This is a genomic window from Variovorax sp. PBL-E5 (genome assembly GCF_901827185.1).
In the GTDB taxonomy this organism is placed as follows: Bacteria; Pseudomonadota; Gammaproteobacteria; order Burkholderiales; family Burkholderiaceae_C; genus Variovorax.
Window position 1 is genome coordinate 2,605,273 of sequence record NZ_LR594671.1, and the last position, 21,956, is coordinate 2,627,228.

General features: G+C 69.5%; 20 protein-coding genes. 10 read left to right on the top strand and 10 right to left on the bottom strand.

Annotation, left to right across the window (positions count from 1 at the left end):
- Positions 1–18: 18 nt before the first annotated feature.
- The 6 genes from WDLP6_RS12705 to WDLP6_RS12730 are packed head-to-tail and all read right to left on the bottom strand — an operon-like array spanning position 19 to position 6,068.
- Positions 19–792: an enoyl-CoA hydratase-related protein gene (locus tag WDLP6_RS12705; protein WP_162592618.1), complete on the bottom strand. Its 774-nt coding sequence runs from the start codon at positions 790–792 to the stop codon at positions 19–21.
- On the bottom strand, positions 789–1,961 hold the full coding sequence (locus WDLP6_RS12710) for a CaiB/BaiF CoA transferase family protein (protein WP_162592619.1): 1,173 nt from the start codon (positions 1,959–1,961) through the stop codon (positions 789–791). The genes WDLP6_RS12705 and WDLP6_RS12710 overlap by 4 nt, the downstream gene beginning before the upstream one ends.
- Positions 1,958–3,343 carry an FAD-dependent oxidoreductase gene (locus WDLP6_RS12715; protein WP_162592620.1) on the bottom strand — a complete coding sequence of 462 codons (1,386 nt, stop codon included), beginning with the start codon at positions 3,341–3,343 and terminating at the stop codon, positions 1,958–1,960. The genes WDLP6_RS12710 and WDLP6_RS12715 overlap by 4 nt, the downstream gene beginning before the upstream one ends.
- 46 nt (positions 3,344–3,389) lie before the next feature.
- Positions 3,390–4,232, bottom strand: a complete 843-nt coding sequence (locus WDLP6_RS12720) for an ABC transporter permease (RefSeq protein ID WP_162592621.1) — start codon at positions 4,230–4,232, stop codon at positions 3,390–3,392.
- 12 nt (positions 4,233–4,244) lie between these two features.
- Complete coding sequence (locus WDLP6_RS12725; protein ID WP_162592622.1) at positions 4,245–5,030, bottom strand: ABC transporter ATP-binding protein; 786 nt, start codon at positions 5,028–5,030, stop codon at positions 4,245–4,247.
- Between the two features lie 6 nt (positions 5,031–5,036).
- Positions 5,037–6,068, bottom strand: coding sequence for an ABC transporter substrate-binding protein (locus WDLP6_RS12730; protein WP_162592623.1), 1,032 nt, complete (start codon positions 6,066–6,068; stop codon positions 5,037–5,039).
- 319 nt (positions 6,069–6,387) lie between these two features.
- Between WDLP6_RS12730 and WDLP6_RS12735 the strand changes: the two genes are divergently transcribed.
- Positions 6,388–8,199: an EAL domain-containing protein gene (locus WDLP6_RS12735; RefSeq protein ID WP_232077048.1), complete on the top strand. Its 1,812-nt coding sequence runs from the start codon at positions 6,388–6,390 to the stop codon at positions 8,197–8,199.
- Between the two features lie 3 nt (positions 8,200–8,202).
- Here WDLP6_RS12735 and upp read toward each other — a convergent pair whose 3' ends face one another.
- The 4 genes from upp to WDLP6_RS12755 form a co-directional block, all read right to left on the bottom strand.
- Positions 8,203–8,832: a uracil phosphoribosyltransferase gene (gene upp / locus WDLP6_RS12740; RefSeq protein WP_162567520.1), complete on the bottom strand. Its 630-nt coding sequence runs from the start codon at positions 8,830–8,832 to the stop codon at positions 8,203–8,205.
- Between the two features lie 9 nt (positions 8,833–8,841).
- On the bottom strand, positions 8,842–10,251 hold the full coding sequence (locus tag WDLP6_RS12745) for a URC4/urg3 family protein (RefSeq protein WP_162592625.1): 1,410 nt from the start codon (positions 10,249–10,251) through the stop codon (positions 8,842–8,844).
- Entirely contained in the window at positions 10,248–11,534 is a 1,287-nt protein-coding gene (locus WDLP6_RS12750) for a GTP cyclohydrolase II (RefSeq protein ID WP_162592626.1), read from the bottom strand. The genes WDLP6_RS12745 and WDLP6_RS12750 overlap by 4 nt, the downstream gene beginning before the upstream one ends.
- 113 nt (positions 11,535–11,647) lie before the next feature.
- Positions 11,648–13,168 (bottom strand): helicase HerA-like domain-containing protein, encoded by a 1,521-nt coding sequence (locus WDLP6_RS12755; protein WP_162592627.1) that lies wholly within the window; start codon positions 13,166–13,168, stop codon positions 11,648–11,650.
- Positions 13,169–13,267: 99 nt separating this feature from the next.
- On the opposite strand from WDLP6_RS12755, the gene WDLP6_RS12760 reads away from it, so the two are divergent.
- The 9 genes from WDLP6_RS12760 to WDLP6_RS12800 are packed head-to-tail and all read left to right on the top strand — an operon-like array spanning position 13,268 to position 21,947.
- A complete protein-coding gene (locus WDLP6_RS12760) occupies positions 13,268–13,579 on the top strand; it encodes a phosphopantetheine-binding protein (RefSeq protein WP_162567524.1) in 312 nt (103 codons plus the stop codon).
- Positions 13,580–13,582: 3 nt separating this feature from the next.
- Complete coding sequence (locus WDLP6_RS12765) at positions 13,583–14,221, top strand: hypothetical protein (RefSeq protein ID WP_162592628.1); 639 nt, start codon at positions 13,583–13,585, stop codon at positions 14,219–14,221.
- 17 nt (positions 14,222–14,238) lie between these two features.
- Positions 14,239–15,942: an AMP-binding protein gene (locus tag WDLP6_RS12770; RefSeq protein WP_162592629.1), complete on the top strand. Its 1,704-nt coding sequence runs from the start codon at positions 14,239–14,241 to the stop codon at positions 15,940–15,942.
- Entirely contained in the window at positions 15,939–16,919 is a 981-nt protein-coding gene (locus WDLP6_RS12775) for an acyl-CoA synthetase (RefSeq protein WP_162592630.1), read from the top strand. The genes WDLP6_RS12770 and WDLP6_RS12775 overlap by 4 nt, the downstream gene beginning before the upstream one ends.
- Positions 16,891–17,520 (top strand): LolA-related protein, encoded by a 630-nt coding sequence (locus WDLP6_RS12780; protein WP_162592631.1) that lies wholly within the window; start codon positions 16,891–16,893, stop codon positions 17,518–17,520. The genes WDLP6_RS12775 and WDLP6_RS12780 overlap by 29 nt, the downstream gene beginning before the upstream one ends.
- Complete coding sequence (locus WDLP6_RS12785; protein WP_162592632.1) at positions 17,520–19,898, top strand: MMPL family transporter; 2,379 nt, start codon at positions 17,520–17,522, stop codon at positions 19,896–19,898. Before WDLP6_RS12780 ends, WDLP6_RS12785 begins: the two co-directional genes overlap by 1 nt.
- Positions 19,898–20,737 (top strand): polysaccharide deacetylase family protein, encoded by an 840-nt coding sequence (locus tag WDLP6_RS12790; RefSeq protein WP_162592633.1) that lies wholly within the window; start codon positions 19,898–19,900, stop codon positions 20,735–20,737. The genes WDLP6_RS12785 and WDLP6_RS12790 overlap by 1 nt, the downstream gene beginning before the upstream one ends.
- On the top strand, positions 20,734–21,483 hold the full coding sequence (locus WDLP6_RS12795) for a class I SAM-dependent methyltransferase (RefSeq protein ID WP_162567531.1): 750 nt from the start codon (positions 20,734–20,736) through the stop codon (positions 21,481–21,483). The genes WDLP6_RS12790 and WDLP6_RS12795 overlap by 4 nt, the downstream gene beginning before the upstream one ends.
- The gene (locus WDLP6_RS12800; RefSeq protein ID WP_162592634.1) at positions 21,480–21,947 is read left to right on the top strand and encodes a hydroxymyristoyl-ACP dehydratase; all 468 of its coding nucleotides are present in this window, start codon (positions 21,480–21,482) and stop codon (positions 21,945–21,947) included. Before WDLP6_RS12795 ends, WDLP6_RS12800 begins: the two co-directional genes overlap by 4 nt.
- Positions 21,948–21,956 lie beyond the last annotated feature (9 nt).

Genomic DNA, 21,956 nt, shown 5'->3' on the forward strand with positions numbered 1-21,956 from the left:
CGGATCGCCCCGGGTGCCCTAGCGTCCCAGCCACTGCGGCTTGCGCTTCTGCTGGAACGCCAGCACGCCCTCGTCGGCATCCTGCGATTGCAGCGCCGCCATGACGGCCGGCAGCCGCACCGCCTGCGCGTCGGCGGGCGAGAGCGTCGAGGTGCGGCGCACCACCTGCTTGATGGCGCGCAAGGAGAGCGGCGCGCAGGCCAGGATCTGATCGGCCCAGCGCTGAACGGCCGCGTCGAGCTCGGCGCGCGGAACCACTTCGTTGACGAGACCGAGTTCGAGCGCGCGCCGCGCGCTCACGCGCTGGCCTGTGAACAGAATCCCCATGGCCTGGCGAAACGGGATCTGCCGCTGCAGCAGTGTCATGCCGCCGTCCAGCGGCATGCGCCCCACCAGTGGTTCCGGCAGGCCGAAGCTCGCTTCCTCGCAGGCCACGACGATGTCGCAGCCCAGCACCATCTCGAAGCCGCCGCCGAGCGCGAGGCCGTTGACGCGCGCGATCACCGGCACGTCCAGCGTCTCGCGCAGCGCGATGCCGCCGAAGCCGCCTTCGCGCGCGGCCGCCCAGTACTCGACGCCCTTGACCGACGGGTTCTTGAGGTCGGCACCGGCGCAGAAGGCGCGCTCGCCTTCGCCGCTCAGCACCACCACGCGCACGTCGTCGCGCTGCTCGATGTCCTTCCAGATGCGCTGCAGTTCGGCCTCGGTCGCGAGGTCCACCGCATTCATCACCGCGGGCCGGTCGATGGTGACGCGGGCGACGTGCGCCTCGACGGCGTAGCGCACCGTCATGCCGCAGCTCCCGCCAGCAGCGCCCGCGCTTGCGCGAGCACTTCCTGCGTGTGCTCGCCGAGCCGGGGCGGCTCGCGGTGGATGCCGGTGGCTGCGCCCGACATCCGGATCGGGCTGGCGACAAAGCGCAGGGCGCGCCCGTCGGCCGCCGCGCCCTCGAGGATCATCTCGTTGTGCAGCGTCTGCGGATCGACCAGCGCCTCGCGCATGTCGCGCACCGGCGCCGACAGCAGGTCCTGCGCTTCGAGCCGCACCAGCCAGTGGTCGCGCGTGTCGCTGGCGAAGCGGCTGCGCAGGATGCCGTGCAGCTCCGCCTTGTGAGCGAACTGCTGTTCGAGGTTGGAGAAGCGCGCTTCCTGCGACAGGTCGGGCAGGTCGAGCGCCGCGCAGATGTCGCGCAGCGGATTGGGCTTGAAGGCGCCGACCAGCACCAGCGGCCCGGTGGTGGTCTGGAACACGCCCGACAGCGGCATCGCGGCCCAGTTCACTTCCGAGTCGGCCATCATGATCATGGCCGCTTCCTGCATCTGCATCGCCAGCATGGAGTTGTAGAGCGACACCGCGATCTTCTGGCCTTCGCCCGTGCGCTCGCGCTGCAGCAGCGCGAACAGGATGCCCTGCACCAGGTGCATGCCCGCGGTGTAGTCGGCCAGCGCGGTCGGGTAGATCGACACCGGGATGTCGTCGTCGGCGCGGCGCGCCATCACGCCCGTCATGGCCTGGGCCAGCACGTCCTGGCCGCCCTTGTGCGCATAGGGCCCGGTCTCGCCGAAGCCGGTGCCGATCGCGTAGACGATGCGCGGGTTCAGCTGCCGGCACTCCTCGTAGCTCAGGCCGAGTCGCTCCATGACACCCGCGCGGAAGTTGCTCACCACCACGTCGGCGTCGGCGATCAGCGCCTTCACGAGGTCCATCTGCGCCGCGTCGCGCAGGTCGATCTCGACGCTGCGCTTGTTGCGGTTCAGGCTGCAGAAGATCGGGTTGTCGTGCCCGGCCACCGGCGCGAAGGTCGAGCGGCTGAGGTCGCCCGCGCCCTTGCGTTCGATCTTGATCACGTCGGCGCCGTGGTCGGCCAGCATCTGCGTGCAGACCGGGCCCATCATCACCTGCGTGAAGTCGATCACGCGCACGCCGGCGAGCGGCAGCTTCGTGGTGTCATGGGTGTTCATGCCGTGACCTCGCGTTGTGCGGCCAATGCCAGCGGCGGCACATCCGCGTTGGGTCCGCCCTGGTCGCCCGGATCGGCGCCCTGCGCACGCAGCGTGCGCTGCAGCGCGGCGACGTCGACATCGCGCACCGCGACACCGGCATCGAGCGCCAGCGCGGCGGCCACGCCCGCGGCCTCGCCCATCGCCATGCAGGGCGGGATCTCGCGCGAGATCTTCTGCGCCGCCGACGTGGCTGAATAGTGGCGGCCGGCCACCAGCAGGTTGTCGACGCTGCGCGGCACCAGCGTGCGGTAGGGGTAGTAGTAGTCGCGGCCGCGCGCGATGCTGTCGGCGAAGCGCGCGCGATGCATCACGTCGTCCTTGGTCATCACGTACTCGCCTTCGAGCAGTCGTGTCTGGCGCACGCCGGTCTGCGGCGCGAGGTCGACCACGAAGCAGTTGCGAAAGCCCGGCAGCCTGGCGCGGATGACGCTCACCGCCTCGTGGATCGCCTTGCGGCCGTTGACCTCGGCGCGCGTGAGATCGTCGACCTTGAGCCCGTCCAGCCCCGGCATGTGCGGGCAGTTGCACCAGACCACGCCGGGCAGCGGCGTCTTCAGCCACCACTGCGCCCAGCTGCCGCCGAGCAGGCGCTTGATCTCGCGGTCGATCTCCTCGAAGGCCTCGGGCTCCTCGCGTTCGAAGCGCTCGGCCTCGTCGGTGTCGACGCCGCCGAGGCGGAACACGGTGGTCATGATGTAGCTGCCGCCGACGTGCGGCGCGCCGGCCGAGGCGGCCACGTCGAGGTCGCCGGTGGTGTCGATCACCACGCCGCCGAGGATCGCCTCGCGTCCCTGTTTGGTGTCGCAGATCACGCCCTTCACCTTGCCGTCCTCCACCAGCGTGCGCGAGAACCACGAATGCAGCCGCAGCTCGATGCCGAGCTCCTTGACCTTCTCCATCGAGACCCGCTTCCACGCGTCGGGATCGAAGGCGGCGGCGAAGCAGATCGGGTGCGGCTTCTCCTTGCTGTGGAAATCGAAGGTGCCCCAGCGCAGCCACTTGTCGATGCTGGCCGGTGCGCTGCCCCATTCATGGCTCTTCGGAAAGGCCGCGAGGCCGAGCGCCGCCATGCGGTCGATCATTTCCATGCAGGTGCCGCGCACCGAGATCTCGCGCAGGTGGCTGTCCCACATGTCGTCGAGCACCAGCACCATGCCGCCCGAGGCCAGGCCGCCGAGATGGTTGTAGCGCTCCAGCAGCGTGACGCGGGCACCGTTGCGCGCGGCGCCGTAGGCCGCCGCGAGGCCGGCCGGGCCGCCGCCCACCACCACCACGTCGGCTTCGGCCGCCACGCGCACGTCGTGCGCGGGCTCCTGAATCCAGTCTCCGATTCGGCTCATGACCAACTCCTTTGCATTCGTTCGCGATTGCTGGACCCCAGCGGCCTCAATGCGCGTCTTCCGGTTGCCAGCGGATGATCCAGCGCTCCGCCAGGACGACGAGCAGGAAGAAGAATCCCGAGAGGCTGGCGCTCATCAGGATCGCCGCATAGAGCAGCGCCGAATCGAAATTGAAGGTGGCCTGGATGATCATGGCGCCGACGCCGACATTGGCGCCGACCCATTCGCCGACCACCGCGCCGATCACCGCCATCGAGGCTGCGATGCGCAGCGCCGAGAACAGGAAGGGCAGGGCGTTGAACAGGCGCAGGCGAAAGAAGATCTCGGTCTTGCTGGCCGACAGCACGCGCATCAATTCCATCGCCTGCGGATTGACCGATTCCAGCCCGCGCACCGTGTTGACCAGCGTCGGGAAGAAGCACACCAGCGCCGCGATCGTGATCTTGGGCTCCATGCCGTTGCCCATGATCAGCACCAGGATCGGCGCCTTGGCGACCACGGGGATCGCGTTGAACATCAGCACCACCGGGAAGAAGATCTCCTGCAGCGTCTTGTTGTGCACGAAGACGGTCGCGATCAGGATCGCCGCGAGGTTGCCGAGCAGGAAGCCGCCGCCCGCTTCGATGGCGGTCGGGATCAGGTTGCTCAGCAGCACGTCGCGCTTGGTCCAGAGCGTGTCCACCACCACCCAGGGCGAGGGCGCGACGAAGGGCTTGACGCCGAACCAGACGACGATGGCCCACCAGCCGAGGATCAGACCGACGATGCCCAGCGCCGGCAGGATGCGGCTGCGCCGCAGGCGGCGACGCCGTTGCACCGCCCATGCGGCGTATTCCGGATCGGCGGCCGGCGCGCTCGATGGAACCGGATGAAGGGCTGTGGCGCTCATGGTCGATTCCTCTCAGCAGGTTTCCAGCAGCCGGCGCAGCCGTGCGGTGAGTTGCACGAAGGCCGGCGTGTCGCGCATGTCGAGCGTGCGCTCGTCGGGCAGCTCGACCGGCACGATCTCGCGCACGCGGCCCGGATTGGCCGCCATCATCAGCACGCGCTGGCCGAGGAAGGCCGCCTCATGGATGCTGTGGGTGACGAACAGGATCGTGACGCCGGTTTCTTTCCACACGCGCAGCAGTTCCTCGTTGAGCCGGTCGCGCGTGATCTCGTCGAGCGCGCCGAAGGGCTCGTCCATCAGCAGGATCTTCGGGTCGCAGACCAGCGCGCGCGCGATCGACACGCGCTGGCGCTGGCCGCCCGACATCTCGTGCGGATAGGCGTTGGCGCGGTCCTTCAGGCCGACCAGCTCCAGCAGTTCCTGCGGCGTGCGCCGGCCCTTGCGTGCGGCGCCGCCGCCGACCTGCAGCGGCAGCTGGACGTTCTCGAGCGCAGTGCGCCACGGCAGCAGCGCGGCATCCTGGAACACGAAGCCGATGTCGCGATGGCCGCGTGCCACCTCGGGCGCGACCGACAGCACACTGAGCTTGCCGCGGCTCGCCGGCTGCAGGTCGGCCACCACGCGCAGGAAGGTCGACTTGCCGCAGCCCGACGGGCCCAGCAGCGTGAGGAATTCGCCGTGCTTCACCTCGAGGTCGAGGGACTGCAGGGCGACCACGTCGCGGCGCTCGGTGAAGAAGCGCACGCCGATGTCGCGCGCCGCGATCGCGGGCGCATCGGTGTTCAGCACGGCGGCCATCGCGCGTCAGGCCTTCGCCGTACGGGCAGCGGCGGTGGTCTTGAGGATGTCCATCGTCATGACGTCCTCCAGCTTCGGCGTCTTGGCGGTGAACTGCTTGAGCTGCGAATACAGCGAGATCTGGTCCTGCCAGATCGCCGGATCCATGGTGCCCCATCCTTGCGTCTTGGTGGTGTCGGTGAAGGCGTAGGCGAGCATCACATCCAGCGCCTCGCGTTCGTCGGCGCGCACCAGGTTCGGGTATTCCTTGATCAGCAGATCGACCGACTGGTCGCGGTTGGCCTGCGCGTAGTGCCAGCCCTTGGCCGTGGCGCGCACGAAGCCGGCGATCGCCTTGCTGTTCTTCTTCAGCGTGTCGGGCGTGGCGTAGTAGGGCAGGGCATAGAGCTTCACGCCCGAATCCCACAGGCTCAGATCGACGCGATCCTTGCCGAGCACCTTGAGCGCGGTGGTGTTGGTGAGCCAGCCGGTCACCACATCGACCTGGCCGTTCAGCAGCGGCGACATGTCGGCGCCGATGGGGATGATGTTGACGTCCTTCTCGGGGATGTCGTTCTTGGCCAGCAGCGCGCGCAGCAGGACGACGCCGGTGGACTGGATGCCGACCTTCTTGCCCACGAAGTCGGCCGGTTTGCGCACCGGTTTCTTTTCGAGCGAGAAGAAGCAGTAGGGATGGCGCTGGGCGCCGATCGCAAAGCACTGGATCGGCAAGCCCTGCGACACGGCGAGCATGATCGAGGGGCTGGACGACACCTGCCCGACTTCCTGCCGGCCCGCCGCCACGACCGCCACGCCATCGACGTTCGGACCGCCGGGAATGATGCTGAAGTCGACACCCTCCTGCTCGTAGTAGCCCAGGCGCTTGGCCACCACCTCGCCGATCTGGTTGCCGCCGGCGATCCAGCCGAGCTGCATCTTGATCTCGGCCTTGTCGGCCGCCAGCGCATCCACGGAGATCAGGCCGCCGAGCGCCAGTCCACTGGTGGCCAGCGAGGCCTTGAGCAGTTGCCGGCGATGCATGTTCGATGAAGCTTCCATGGAGACTCCTCTTTGAAGATTGCGAAAGAGACCGTGCGGCTGACCATCGCGGAACGCAAAGAGGCGCGCATGTCAGGGCTGTGACGGATGCTAGGCATCTGGTTCTGCTGCACAAAGAATCATTTTTCGCGATGGCCGCTGCCGAAATTCGCTCGGGCAGGACGAGCGTGCCGCCGCGAGCCGGGCGCGCAGGGCACGGCAGCGGCGGCGAGCTTCGTGAGGGATGTCACGCCGCGGGCATCGAATCGCGCGCGCGTCATGCGGCCGACGTGCGACCTTCCTATGCTGCCGCAGGATTTCCAGAATGCATCACCCGACCATGAACCCCGCAGACGCGGCCGTCGCTGCCCCGCCCCGGCCACGCCCGAACGCCGACGGCCCCTTGCAACGCCTGATGGACAGCGGCGGCCTGTACCCGGTCTTCCAGCCGCTGCTGGACCTGCGCAAGGGTTCCGTGTATGGCCATGAAGCGCTGATCCGCGGCCCGGCCGATGGGCCCTTCCACATGCCGGCCGAACTGCTGCAGCTGGCGGCGCGCGAATCGATGTCCAGGGAGTTCGAACTGCGCTGCGTCGACGTCACGCTGCACGCCTGGGGTCGCCTGGGCCAGCCCGGGCTGCTGTTCGTGAACCTGAGCGCCGACGGCCTCGTGCATGCCATGACCGGCACGCCCTCGTGCCTGCTGGAGCGCATGCTGGCGACCTCGCAGGTCTCGGCGCGCACGCTGGTGATCGAGCTCACCGAACGCGAACGCAGCAGCGACATCCGCGTGCTGCAGCAGGCGGTGAAAGGCCTGCATGCGATCGGCGCGCTGCTGGCGCTGGATGATTTCGGCGACGGCCATTCCAGCCTGCGCCTGTGGGCCGAGCTGAAGCCCGACTTCGTCAAGATCGACAAGTTCTTCACCCACGCCATTGCCAGCCACACCGAGAACTTCGAGATGGTGCGCGCCATCCGCGGCATCAGCGAGGCCTTCGGCACCCGGCTCGTGGCCGAAGGCATCGAGACCGCGGACGACCTTCGCGTGCTGCGCGACCTCGACGTCGCCTACGGCCAGGGCTACCTGCTGGGCCGCCCGCAGAAGGCGCCGGCGACGGCTGCACCGGCCGTGGTGATGGGCGTCGTCAAGGACAAGCGCATCGCCGTGATGCCGGGCGTGAGGCAGCTGGCCCGGGTCGGCGTGCTGCGCGGCCTGCCGATCATCCGGGCGCCCGACATCGGCCCGCAGACCACCAACGACGCGGTGTCCGCGCTGTTCCAGCGGCGCACCGACCTGCATGCGGTGGCCGTGGTCGACCAGGGCAAGCCGGTGGCGCTGATCAACCGGCAGAGTTTCATGGACCACTACGCGCGGCTCTATTTCCGCGAGGTGCACGGACGCCGGCCCGCCGTGGACTATGCCAACCGCACGCCGCGGGTGGTCGAGCTCGACGACGATGTCGAGGAGCTGATCGGCATCCTGACCTCGCAGGACCAGCGCTACCTGAGCGACGGCTTCATCATTGCCGAGAACGGCCGCTACCTGGGCCTGGGAACCGGCGACCAGCTGGTGCGCGCGGTCACCGAGACACGCATCGAGTCGGCGCGGCATGCCAATCCGCTGACCTTCCTGCCGGGCAACGTGCCGATCAGCATGCACATCGAGCGCCTGCTGGCCAGTGGCGCCGACTTCGTGGCGTGCTATGCGGACCTGGACAACTTCAAGCCCTTCAACGACCACTACGGCTACTGGCTCGGCGACGAGATGCTGCGCGCGGTGGCGCGGCTCCTGAGCGCGCGCTGCGACGAGCGCCGCGATTTCGTCGGCCATGTCGGCGGCGACGATTTCATCGTCCTGTTCCAGAGCCGCGACTGGGAGCAGCGCTGCCGCCTGATCATCGAGGACTTCGCGCGCGAGGCGGCGGACTTCTACGACGAGCCGGCGCGCGCGGCCGGCGGCATCGAGGCCGAGGACCGCCATGGCACCGCGCGGCTGTTCTCCTTCGCCGCGCTCTCCATCGGCGCGGTGCGCGTCACGCCGGGTCTGTGCCGGCGGGTCGAGGAAGTGGCGAACGAAGCGGCAATCGCCAAGCACGAGGCCAAGCTCGCGCCTTCGGGCCTCGCGGTGCGCACCGCGACGGCGGCCGCCTGACGGCTACTTGGTGCCGAAGATGCGGTCGCCGGCGTCGCCCAGGCCGGGCAGGATGTAGCCGTGGCTGTCGAGTTCGCGGTCGATCGCGGCGGTGTAGATCGGCACGTCGGGATGCGCGGCCTGCAAGGTCCTGATGCCTTCGGGGCAGGTCAGCAGGCACACGAACTTGATCGACTTCGGATTGAGTTCCTTCAGGCGTTCGACCGCCGCCACCGCCGAGTTGCCGGTGGCCAGCATCGGATCGACCACGACGGCATCGCGCTCTTCCATGCCGCCGGGCATCTTGAAGTAGTACTCGACCGCGGTCAGCGTCTTGGGATCGCGGTACAGGCCGATGTGGCCGACGCGCGCGCCCGGCACCACGCTGAGCATGCCGTCGAGGATGCCGGTGCCGGCGCGCAGGATCGACACCAGCACCAGCTTCTTGCCGTCGATCACCTTGGCGGTCATGGTCTCGAGCGGTGTCTCGACCTCGAGGTCCTGCATCGGCATGTCGCGCGTGACCTCGTAGGCCATCAGCATGCTGATCTCGTTGAGCAGGCGGCGGAAGCTGTTGGTGCTGGCTTCCTTGCGGCGCATCAGCGTGAGCTTGTGCTGGACCAGCGGATGGTCGATGAGGTGGACGTTGTTCATGGGTGGAGTCTAAAAGACGGTGCCGTCGCTCTCGATGCGCAGCGGCGGCGCGCCGTCGCGCAGGCGCTGTGCGAGCGTGCGGCCTGCGGCCCAGGTGCCGCCTTCCAGCACGCGGGCCAGCGGTAGTTCCTCGTCGCTGCGGCCGAGCACCTTGCGCACCCGCGGCGCGAGTTCGTCGAGCAGGGCAACGGTGAGGGCGCGCCATTCGACGATGAATTCGTCGCTCACCTTCCAGGTCCGCTCCAGCAAGGCCGCATCCTTCGGCACGATCATGCCGCTGTCGATCAGCAGGCCGCCATTGCGGTATTCGGGCAAGGCGGTCAGCGCGTCGACGTGGCGGACCTTGACGCCGGCCCATTCGAAGGGCTCGAGCAGCGAATAGGCGAGCCACTGCGACAGCTTGTGGAAGGGCATCCAGCCGTTGGTCAGTCCGGGCCCTGTGACGGCGCTGTGGCGCCAGCAGTCGCCGAGCGCGAGCGCGGGATCGCCCGAGCCGATCGCGCCGGCGGTGTCGCTGCCGTCGGCCGCGATGCTGTCGATCGCATTGGCCATCGGCCAGATGCGCGAGAGCGATTCGAGCAGCAGCGACAGGATCTCGTGCGCGGAGATCTCGGCGGTCGGCGGCGCGGCAGGGCCGTAGGGGCCGACCAGCGCATCGAACAGGCCGCCGGGACGGCCATCGTCGCCGAAGACCTCAGGCTGCTCGTGCATCGCTTCGCCGAGGCGGCGCAGCAGGGTGGCACGGCCCGCAAGCCCGACCAGCGGATTGGCGGTGCTGGCCTGGAAGGCATCGCCCAGCCGGTCGGTCACCAGGGCGCGCAGGCCGGCCGCATCGGCCTGCAGCGGCTGGTCGGGGTCGGACGAGAACAGGCCGCTCGTGAAGGCATGGAAGCTCGCGACGCCCAGGCCTTCGGAGCGCGTGAAGCGCTGGCCGGTGGACGCTTCGACATAGAGCCAGTCGGGCCCGGCGCCGGCATCGAGCAGCACGCTCACCAGCACCAGGTCGATGTGGGCGCGGGCGCGCTGGCGCAGGTCGGCGCGGCCCAGCAGCTTGTCGAGTTCCGCGAGGCGGTTCACGCCGCCGGCCTCGAAATGGCGCCAGCGGCTGTGGTACGGGATCGGGTTCCAGGGATAGCGGTCGCGCGTCACCTCGGACACGGTGCGGGCCGTGTCCTCCATCGCGTTGTCGTCGCCGATGGTGAACCACTTCGATTCGCCGCGGCGCGCGCGCGCCAGCAGCGCCGCCGCGCGTTCGCGGATCGCGGCGGTGGTGCGCAGCACGGCCGCGGCGCCGGCGGGTTGGCGGGTGTCGTCGCGCAGCTCGACCAGCGGGTCGACGTGGCCGTGCGCATCGGCGCTGCGCACGGCCGCATTGGCGGTCGGCCGGTCGGGGTCCAGTCCGTAGTTGTCCTTGCTCATTCGCTCAGTCCTCGGCCCTTGGCCTTCTTCAGTTCCTCGGCGTCCGGCACCGCGCCGGGCGTGAAATAGCCGGCCGCCATCTTGGCGTCCATCTCGACGCGCGCGTCGGCCGGGATCAGCTCGTCGGGGATGTTGACGCGCGTGCCGATCTCGATGCCCGAGCCCGTGATGGCGTCGAACTTCATGTTGCTCATCGACACCAGCCGGTGGATCTTGCGGATGCCGAGCCAGTGGAACACGTCGGGCATCAGCTCCTGGAAGCGCATGTCCTGCACGCCGGCCACGCACTCGGTGCGGGCGAAATACTGGTCGGCGGTGTCGCCGCCGACCTGGCGTTTGCGTGCGTTGTAGACCAGGAACTTGGTGACCTCGCCGAGCGCGCGGCCTTCCTTGCGCGAATAGGCGATCAGGCCGACGCCGCCGCGCTGCGCGCCCTGGATGCATTCCTCGATCGCGTGGGTGAGATAGGGCCGGCAGGTGCAGATGTCGGAGCCGAAGACGTCCGAGCCATTGCATTCGTCATGGATGCGGGCCGTGAGCTCGACCTCCGGGTTGGCGAGGTCGCGCGGGTTGCCGAAGATGTAGAGCGTCTGGCCACCGATCGGTGGAAGAAACACCTCGAGGTCGGAGCGCGTGACGAGCTCGGGGTACATGCCGCCGGTTTCCTCGAACAGCACGCGGCGCAGGTCGGTTTCGGAGCAGCCGAAGCGCTTCGCAACCGCGGGCAGGAACCACACCGGCTCGATCGCCGCCTTGGTGACCATCGCCGCGCCGCCGGCGGTGAGGAACTTGCCGTCGGCCTTGAGGCGGCCGCTTTGCAGCGCCTCGATCACCTCGGGCAGGATCACGTGCGCCTTGGTGATGGCGATCGTGGGCCGGATGTCGTAGCCGGCCGCGAGCTCGGCCGAGAACACGTCGGCCACCAAGGCGCCCCAGGGATCGAGCGACACGATGCGGCCGGGCTCGCTCCATTGCGGATAGGGGCCGATCACGTCGGTCGGCGAGGTGTTGGTGAGGTCGGCCTTGTGCTTCGGATCGAGCGCGCCCGAAGCCACGGCCAGGGCGCGGTACACGCTGTAGGAGCCGCTGTGCGTGCCGATCACGTTGCGGTGCGCGCGCTTGGTGGTGGTGCCGACGACCGGTCCGCGCTCGGTCGCGGTGGCCGCGCCCCAGTGGATCGGCAGGGCGCCGAAGCCGCCTGCGTGCGAGGTCAGGCGAATGTGGCGCGGCGACGCGGCGGACCCCGGTGGAGGATTGAGCGACGGGGCATCGACGGATGGCATGGCGTTCTCCAAAAACACACTTTAGAGCATGACGACGATCATCGTCACGGCTCGCATCGCGAAGCGGCGATGCGCACGCCGATCCGGCGACCCGGCCTGTATCGGTTCTGAAGCTAGCGCCGCGTCTTGGCGCCGAAGATCCCGCCCAGCACGCCACGCAGGATCTCGCGGCCGACGGTGGTGCCCATGGTGCGCACGGCGGACTTCGCCATCGTCTGCGCGAGCCCGTCGTGCTTGCCGCCACGCGGACCGGTCGAGCCGAACAGGATCTCGTTGAGGCTGCCCATCACGCCGCCGCCCGAGGCTTGCGTGGCCGGTGCGCCCGCCGGGCCTGCAGCCACGGGCGCATCGGGCGCGGAATCGGCGCGGCCCTTCAGCTTCTCGTACGCCGACTCGCGGTCCACCGTCTTCTCGTACACACCGGCCACCAGCGAGTTCGCCATCAGCGCCTGCCGCTGCTCGGGCGTGATCGGGCCGATGCGGCTGCCGGGCGGCAGCACATAGACGCGCTCGGTCACGGTCGGCCGGCCCTTGTCGTCCAGGAAGCTCGCCAGTGCCTCGCCGACGGCCAGCTCGGTGATCGCGGCCTCGATGTCCAGGCCCGGCTTCTGCCGCATGGTGGTCGCCGTGGCCTTCACCGCCTTCTGGTCGCGCGGCGTGAAGGCGCGCAGCGCGTGCTGCACGCGGTTGCCCAGCTGGGCCAGCACCGAGTCGGGAATGTCGAGCGGGTTCTGCGTGACGAAGAACACGCCCACGCCCTTGGAGCGCACCAGCCGCACCACGAGCTCGATGCGCTCGACCAGCGCCTTGGGCGCCTCGTTGAACAGCAGGTGGGCCTCGTCGAAGAAGAACACCAGCTTGGGCTGCTCGGGGTCGCCGATCTCGGGCAGTTGCTCGAACAGCTCGGACAGCAGCCACAAGAGGAAGGTCGCGTAGAGGCGCGGCGAGCTCATCAGCTTGTCGGCCGCCAGGATGTTCACGACGCCCTTGCCGCCGACGGTCTGCATGAAGTCGGCGATGTTGAGCATCGGCTCGCCGAAGAACTTGTCGCCGCCCTGGCTCTCGATCTGCAGCAGGCCGCGCTGGATCGCGCCCACGCTGGCGGCGCTGACGTTTCCGTACTGGGTGGTGAACTGGCTGGCGTTCTCGCCGACGTGCTGCAGCATCGCGCGCAGGTCCTTGAGATCGAGCAGCAGCAGGCCGTTGTCGTCGGCGATCTTGAAGACGATGTTCAGCACGCCGGCCTGGGTGTCGTTGAGGTCGAGCATGCGGCCCAGCAGCAGCGGGCCCATGTCCGAGATCGTGGCCCGCACCGGGTGGCCCTGTTCGCCGAACACGTCCCACAGCGTGACCGGGCAGGCGAGGGCGGCGGGCTGCTCGAGCCCGCGTTCCTTCAGCGTGGCGGCCATCCTGTCGCCGATGCTGCCCTGCTGGCTGATGCCGGTCAGGTCGCCCTTGACGTCGGCCATGAACACGGGCACGCCGATGCCGGAGAGCTTCTCGGCGATGGTCTGCAGGGTGACGGTCTTGCCCGTGCCGGTCGCGCCGGTGATCAGGCCGTGCCGGTTGGCAAGGCCCGGCAGCAGGCTGCATTCGGTGGTGTCGTGGCGGGCGATCAGCAAGGGGTCGGCCATGGGGGGTCCGTTCGTTGGTACGAGGAGCAGTCTATCGAAGCCGGCCTCCTATAATTCCGGACCGTGCGATAGTTCCCGAAAAAGTTCCCGGAGTTTGCCTTGTCATCGAGTGCCCAGTCCCCCCTTTCCGCCGTTGGCGACGCGTCCGAACAATCTCCTCTCGAGAACGAGCTGGCCGTGCTGCTGGTCGAGTCGCTCAATCTCGAGGTCGCACCTTCGGACATCGTGCCCACGGCGCCGCTCTATGGCGAAGGGCTCGGGCTCGACTCGATCGACATCCTCGAAGTCGCACTCGAGGTGTCGCGCAAGTACGGCTTCCAGCTGCGCTCCGACGATGAGCGCAATCAGCAAATCTTCGAGTCGCTGCGCAGTCTTGCGACGCACGTCGCGCAGAATCGCGGCGCTTCCTGATCCATGTCTCGATGGCGCATGGCGCTCCTGCTGATCGCGGGGGTGAGCTATGCCGGCGTTTCCCAATGGATGATGCTCTACCATGCGGCCGCACCCTGGGCCGTGGTGGTGCTGCTCGGACCGCTGTGGCTCACCGCATGGGGCATCGTCGCCAGCCGCTTCGGTGCCTGGGGCATGGTGCTGGGCGCTGTGGCCGGACTGGTTGCGTTCGCCTTCGTGCTGCGCGGCGGCATCGGTGACCCCAACCTGCTCTACATGCTGCAGCACGTGAGCATCAATGTGCTGCTGTGCGGCTGGTTCGGCGCTTCGCTGCGCGGCGACGGCCTGTCCCTCATCGGCCAGTTCGCCGCGCGCGTGCATCCGATGTCGCCGGCCATGTGCACCTACACCGGCAACGTGACGCGTGTCTGGACGCTGTACTTCGCGCTGATGGCCGTGGCCTCGGTCGCGGTCTATGCGAGCCTGTCCTTCGCTGCCTGGTCGGTGCTGGCCAATCTGCTGACGCCGCTGTGCATCGTCGGTCTTTTCGTGGGCGAGCATCTGCTGCGCTATCGCCTGCATCCCGAATTCGAGCGCACACGCATGATCGATGCCGTGCGCGCCTTCTATGGCGCGCCGGCCGATCCCGCCGCGCGCCGTTGAACGACGAGCTTCCGACGTTGAGCCATTCTTCTCTCTTGCCGCTGCTCGCGAGCCGCGACCTCGACCAGCCGCTGGCCTGGCGCCATGGCGTGCCGGTGAGTGCGCGCGAGTTCCTCGCCGACGTGGCGCGCTTCGCCCCCACGCTGCCTGCGGGCGGTCCGGCCGTCAATCTCTGTGGCGATCGCTATGCCTTCGCCGTCAGCCTGGGCGCCGCGCTGGTGCGCGGACTGACCAGCCTGCTGCCGCCCGATGCGCGCCCCGACACGCTGGCCCGCTTGTGCGACGCCGGCGGCCGGACTTTTGCCATTGCCGACGCCGCCAACACCGAGACGCCCGGCATGCCGCGCGTGCTGTTCGAGGCACAGCCCGCTGCCGTGGCTTCACCCGATCAGCCCGTGCCTGCGATCGACGCCGGCCTGCATGCGGTGAGCCTGCTGACCTCGGGCTCGACCGGCACGCCGCAGCCGCATGCCAAGACCTGGGAGACGCTGGTCGGCGACGTGGCTGCCGCGGTCGATCGCCTGTCCGGCATGCTCGGGCGACCTTCGCTGGCCGGGCTGACGCTGGTCGCGACGGTGCCGGTGCAGCACAGCTACGGACTCGAGTCCTCGGCCTTGCTGGCCATGCTGGGCGGCGCCGCATTCGACAGCGGTCGGCCCTTCTTTCCGGCCGACGTGGCGCGCACGCTCGCCTCGGTGCCGCAGCCGCGCGCGCTGGTGACCACGCCCTTCCACCTGAAGACGCTGCTGCTGGCCGGCATCGAGCTGCCGCCGGTGGACCTGATCCTGTCGGCCACGGCACCGCTCTCGCCGCAGCTCGCGGCGCAGGCGGAGCAGGCGATGGGCGGTGCGCTGATCGAGATCTACGGCAGCACCGAATCCGGCCAGGTCGCGACGCGGCGGCCGACCCAGAGCGAAATCTGGGAAACCTTCGGCGAGATCCGCGTGCATGCCGAGCGCGACGACAAGGGCGCCGAGCGCTTCGTCTTCGAGGGCGACTTCATTCCCGAACCGACGCCGATGGCCGACGTGCTGGAGCTGCTCGATGCGCGCCGCTTCCGCTTGTTCGGCCGTGCCAACGACCTGATCCACGTCGCCGGCCGGCGCAGTTCGCTGGGCTACCTCAACCACCATCTCAACAGCATTCCCGGCGTCGTCGACGGGGCGTTCTGGCTGCCCGACGACGTGACCGACGGCGTGGTGCGACCGGTCGCCTTCGTGGTGGCGCCGACGCTCGATGCGCACGCGATCATCGCGGCGCTGCGCGAGCGCCTGGAGGCGGTGTTCGTGCCGCGCCGCGTGGTGCAGGTTGCGGCGTTTCCGCGCGAGGGCACGGGCAAGCTCACGGCGCGCTCGCTGCGCGAGTTCGCACTGGCCCAACTGGCCTCGGACGGCACGCCGGTGCAGATCACGCGCGACGTGCCGCAGGACCATCCGGCTTTCGCCGGCCACTTTCCGGGCCAGCCGCTCCTGCCTGGCGCGCTGCTGCTGTCCGAGGTGCTGGAGGTGATCCGCGGCGTTCCCGCGCTGGCGGCCCGCATCGGCGCGCAGCCGACGCTGGCCGCGGCCAAGTTCCTCGCGCCCGTGCGCCCGGGCAGCGCGCTCGTGATCGATCTCGTCCCTGAAACGGGCGCCTCGCGCGGGCTGCGTTTCGAGGTCCGCTGCGACGGCGTGATCGCTGCCAGCGGGCGCTGGACGCCGGCGGCGAGCGCGCCGGCATGAGCGGACCGCCACCCGAGGCCGGCGGCACCAAGTCGCGCCAGGCCGAATGGTCGCGCACGCCCGAGCGCAGCAACATGCTGGCGCTGCGCGTGATCTGCTGGATCGCCATCCAGTGCGGGCGCCCGCTCGCGCGGGGGGTGCTGCACCTGATCAGCGTGTACTTCCTGCTGTTCTCGCCGACGCCGCGCCGTCACATCAAGCGCTACCTGTTTCGTGCGATCGGGCCGAATGCGGGATGGAGCGACGGCTACAAGCTGCTTCATGCCTTCGCATCGACGGTGCTGGACCGCATCTATTTCCTGCGCGGCCGCATGGACCTGTTCGACGTCAAGGTCCAGGGCAACGTGCCGGTCGAGGCCGAAGCGCAGGCGGGCCGGGGCGCCTTCCTGCTCGGTGCGCACGTCGGCAGCTTCGAGGCGCTCGGCGCCTGCAAGCACCAGAGCGACTGTCCCGAGGATCTTCGGCTCGCGATGCTGATGTACCCGGACAACGCGCAGCAGATCAACGCGGTGCTCAATGCGATCGCGCTGCCCGAACTGCGGCCGCACGTGATCGCGCTGGGCCGGCCGCATTCGATGCTGGCGCTGCGCGACTGGCTCGATACCGGCGGCCTCGCAGGCCTGCTGGCGGACCGCACGTTGTCCGGCCCCGAGGAAGCGGGCCAGCAGCGCGGCAGCAGCATCGCGCTGCCTTTTCTCGGCGCGCCGGCGCTCTTCAACGATGGCCCGTTCCGGCTCGCCGCGCTTCTGCGGCGCAAGGTCTTCTTCATGGCCGGGCTCTATGCCGGCGGCGCCCGTTACGATGTGCTCTTCGAGCCGCTGGCCGATTTCAGCGAGCGCATCACCAACCCCGAGGAACGGGAGCGGCGCATCCGCGCCGCGCTCGAAAGCTACGTGACGCGGCTCGAGGCGCTGTGCCGTGCCTACCCCTACAACTGGTTCAACTTCCATGATTTCTGGCTCGAAGATTCGGTTTGACCGCTGGTGCCGAGGCCTGCTGATCGTGCTGGCGTTCTCCGCCTCGTCGGCCTGGGCCTTCGATCTGCCCGAGCTGATGGGCCTGCTGGCACGGCAGAAGAAGGGCGAGGCGCGCTTCACCGAACAGCGCTTCGTGCACGGCCTCGAAGGCCCGCTCGATGCCAGCGGCGTGCTGAGCTTCACCGCGCCCGACAAGCTGACCCGGCGCACGCTGACGCCGCGGCCTGAAACGATGAGCGTCGACGGCAACACGCTGACGCTGTCGCGTGGCGGCCGCACCCGCACGCTCACGCTCGACAGCATGCCCGAACTGCTCGGCCTGGTGGAAGCCATGCGCGGCACGCTGAGCGGCAACACGCAGAGCCTGCAGCGCTATTTCCGCAGCACGGTCGCGGGTTCCAGCGACCATTGGACGCTCTCGCTGACACCGATCGACGAGCGGCTGGCCGCCCAGGTGCGCATGCTGGTTCTCAGCGGACGCGGCGGCGAGGTGCTCGGGGTCGAGATGGTGTTCATCGGCGGCGACCGCTCGGTGATGACCATCACGCCCGAACGCAGCGCCGGCACGCCGGCCACGGCGCCTTCGCGTTCGCCGCCGTGATGACGCGCGGCGCTGCACCCAGCCGGCGGCATGTCGCGCTGGCGCTCGGCATCTGGCTCCTGATGCTGCTGGTCGGCATCACGCTGATCGCGCGCACCCATTTCAGCGCCGACCTGTCGGCCTTCCTGCCCGAGAGCCCCGATGCGCGGCAGCGCGTGCTGATCGAGCAGCTGCAAAGCGGCATCGCGTCGCGCACGATCTTCATCGGCATCGAAGGCGGCAAGGATGCGGCGCAGCGCGCGGTGGTGTCCCGTGCGGTGGCGGCATCGATGCGCGAGAGCCGGCTTTTCGACCAGGTCCAGAACGGCGACACCAGCGAATGGAAGTCGGCCGGCACCTGGGTCTTCGACCACCGGTTCCGCCTCTCGTCCGATGTCACGCCCGAGCGCTTCACCGCCGCGGGATTGCGCGACGGCATCGTCGATGCACTGTCGATGCTCGGCACACCGGCCGGCAACGCGCTCAAGCCGCTGCTGGAGCGCGACCCCATCGGCGAGACGCAGCGCATCGCCGAGGCGCTGATCCCGGCGAGCTCGCCGCGCAGCGAGGAGGGCGTGTGGGTGTCGCGCAGTGCGCCGCGCGCGCTGATCCTGGCGACCACACGCGCCGCCGGCAGCGACCTCGATGCGGTCGCGGCGGCGATCGCGCGCATTCAGGGCGCCTTCGATGCCGCGACGCACGACATGGCCGGCACGGGACCGCGGCTGGAACTCAGCGGCGCACCGGTGTTCTCGGTCCAGAGCCGCGACCAGATCAAGAGCGAGGCGATCCACCTGGCCATCGTCGGCGGCATCGTGATGGGTGCCTTGCTGCTGCTGGCCTTCGCATCGCCGCGCGCCTTGGTGATCGCGCTGCTGCCGGTGGCCACCGGCGTGGTCGCGGGCACGGCCACCGTCAGCGTGGTGTTCGGCGGCGTGCACGGCCTCACCATGGGCTTCGGCAGCACGCTGATCGGCGAGACCGTCGACTACGCGATCTACTACCTGATCCAGGCGCGCGGCGCGGCCGTGCCGGGCACCGGGTGGCAACGCTGGCGCGACATCCATTGGCCGACGGTGCGGCTCGGCCTGCTGACCTCGGTGTGTGGTTTTGCCGCGCTCGTTTTCTCGGGCTTTCCGGGACTCGCGCAACTGGGGGTGTTCTCGCTCGCCGGGCTGATCGCCGCCGCGCTGGTGGCGCGCTACGTGCTGCCCGTGCTCGCGCCCGATGGCGCGACCGGCATGGGTATGCGCGGGCAGATGGCGCGGGTCGCCGGCGTGCTGGTGCGCAACCTGCCGCGGCTGCGTTGGGTGTTCGTCGGCCTTGGTGTCGCGGCGCTGGCGCTGGTGCTGTGGCAGGGCGGGGATCTGTGGCGCGCCAATCTCGGCGCGATGAGCCCGGTGCCCAAGGCCGCGCAGGAACTCGATGCCGAGCTGCGCGGCGACATCGGCGCCAGCGACGGCGGCACGCTGATCGTGATCCACGGCGCGGACGTGCAGTCCACGCTGCGAAGCACGGAGGCGGCGGGCATGCGCCTCGACGCGCTGGTGGACAAGGGCGAACTCGCCGGCTACGAGACCGTCTCGCGCCTGCTGCCGAGCGAGGCGGCGCAGGCCGCGCGCATCGCAAGCCTGCCGGACGCCGCGACCTTGCGCGCGCGCCTGGCCGAAGCGACGCAGGGCCTGCCCTTGCCGGCCTCGCGGCTGGAGCCCTTCATTGCCGATGTGGAGGCCGCCAGGACGCAGCCCATGATCGAGCGCGCCGACCTGCAGGACAGCCCGCTCGAGGCCGTGATCAACGCGCTGATGTTCGAGCGCCAGGCCGGCGGCTGGTCGACGTTGATCGCGTTGCACCCCGGCGCCAGCTTCGATGCGGCGCGCCTCGCGGCGGCACTCGACGGCATGGCCGACGTGCAGGTGGTGAACGTCGGCGACGAGCTCGCGAGCCTCTACAAGCGCTACCTGCACGAGGCTTTCGTGCAGGTCATGCTGGGCGCGCTCGCCGTGGTGGTGTTGCTGGGCCTCTATCTGCGTTCCGGACGTCGGCTGCTGGCGGTGTGCCAGCCGCTGGTGGTCGCGGTGGTGCTGACGCTCGGCGGCATGGCGGCGCTGCAGGTGCCGCTCGGGATCCTGCACCTGGTGGGCCTGCTGCTGATCGTCGCCGTCGGCTCCAACTACGCGCTCTTCTTCGATCAGCTGCGCGAGACCGGCCGCGCCGACGAAGACACGCTGGCGTCATTGATGCTGGCCAATCTCACGACCGTGGTGTCCTTTGGCCTGATCGCGATATCGAACATTCCGGCACTGTCGTCGATCGGACGCGTGGTCGCGCCCGGCGCCTTGCTGGCGCTGCTGCTGTCGGCCGCCTTTGCGCGCGCACCGGCCCCGCCCCGGCGCTGATGGGAAAATCCGCCGTCATGTCGACCATCGCTTCCGCCCCCGAATCCTGGCCCTGGCCGCCGATCGTGCGCGCCAGCGTGGGCTGGCATCTGCTGGCCGTCGGCGCAGCGGTGTTCGTACCGGGCGCGGCGCCGTGGGCCATCGGCGCGATCGTGCTCAACCATGTGCTGATCACCGCGGCCGGCCTCACGCCGCGCAGCAGCCTGCTGGGCCCGAACGTCACGCGCTTGCCGAAGGCCGCGGCCGACCGGCGCGAGATCGCGCTGACGATCGACGACGGCCCCGACCCCGAGGTCACGCCGCGGGTACTGGACCTGCTCGACGCGCACGGCCAGCGCGCCACCTTCTTCTGCATCGCCGACTGCGTGCTCGCGCACCCGGCGCTGGCGCGCGAGATCGTCGCGCGCGGCCACAGCATCCAGAACCACACGGCACAGCATCGCCACAATTTTTCCTTCCTCGGGCCGCGCGGCTTCGCGGCCGAGATCTCGCGCGCGCAGCAGGTGCTCGAAGAAACCACCGGTCAGCGCCCGAGCTGCTTTCGCGCGCCTGCGGGCCTGCGCAATCCTTTTCTCGCGCCGGTGCTGCATCGGCTGGGGCTCTTGCTGGTGAGCTGGACGCGCCGCGGCTTCGACACGCGCGAGCGCGATGCGGCCACCGTGCTGGCCCGCCTCACGCGCGGCCTCGCGGCCGGCGACATCCTGCTGCTGCACGACGGCCATGCGGCGCGCACCGCGGCCGGGAGGCCCGTGGTGCTCGAAGTGCTGCCGCCGCTGCTGGCGCGCATCCGTGCCGATGGGCTGCGTGCCGTCACCTTGCCGGAAGCGCTGGCCGCATGAATGCACGAGTGTCGACCGACGCCGCGTGGCGTCAATTGCACGAGGCCGCCACTGCGCCGTACAAGAAGGCCGGCAAGTTCGCGTGGCATTTCGCGCGCGGCAAGCTCGGTCGCGATCCGGTGTTCCGCGGACTGGTCGAGCGCGGGCTGATCGGCGAGGGCCGCAGCCGGGTGGTGGACATCGGCTGCGGCCAGGGCCTGTTCGCCAGCCTTCTGTCGGCCATGGGTGCGATGCAGTCGCAGCCGGGCCGCTGGCCGGCCTCCTGGTGCGTCACGGCGACGCCGGCCGACTACACCGGCATCGAACTGATGCCGAAGGACGTGGCGCGTGCCGAGGCTTCGGTGGGCCATCTGCAACCGGCGCCGCGCTTTCTCTGTGCCGACATGTGCACCGCTGCCTTGCCCGCGACCGATCTGGTGGTGATTCTCGATGTGTTGCACTACGTCGACCTCGAGGCGCAGGAAGGCGTGCTGCGCCGCGTGCGCGACGCGCTGCAGCCCGGTGGCCGCCTGCTGCTGCGCATCGGCGATGCAGCCGACCGGCGCGCCTTCGCGATCAGCCAGTATGTCGACCGCACCGTGACGCGCGTGCGCGGCCATCGGGTCTCGCCGACCTGGGGCCGGCCGCTGAAGGACTGGATGGCGTTGCTGCAGCGTCTTGGCTTTTCCGTGCAGAGCCTGCCGATGAGCGAAGGCACGCCGTTCGCCAACGTGCTGCTCGTGGCCGATCTCAAGGAGTTTTCATGACTGTGCCCCAGACGCTCGATCGGGCCGGCATCGCGCAACGCATTCCGCACAGCGGCACCATGTGCCTGCTGGAGCGGCTGGAATCGTGGGACGCGCAGGCCATTCACTGCACCACCACCACGCATGCGCGGGCCGAGAATCCGTTGCGCACCGCCGGCGGCCTGCTGTCGCCGAACGCGATCGAGTACGCGGCGCAGGCGATGGCGCTGCATGGCGGCCTGCTGGCGGCAGAGGGCAGCGAGCCTTCGGCCGGCTTTCTCGCCAGCGCGCGCAATGTGCGGCTGGCGGTCGAGCGCCTGGACGACGTGGCCGGCACGCTCCATGTGCATGCGCAGCGCATGTCCGGCGATGTCAACCAGATCCTCTATGAATTCGCAGTGAAGGACGCGCAAGGCCGGGCGCTGGCCGAAGGCCGGGCGGTGGTCGTCCTCAACACGCCGCTGGCCGGCAAGGAAAGTCCATGAGCGCCGCCC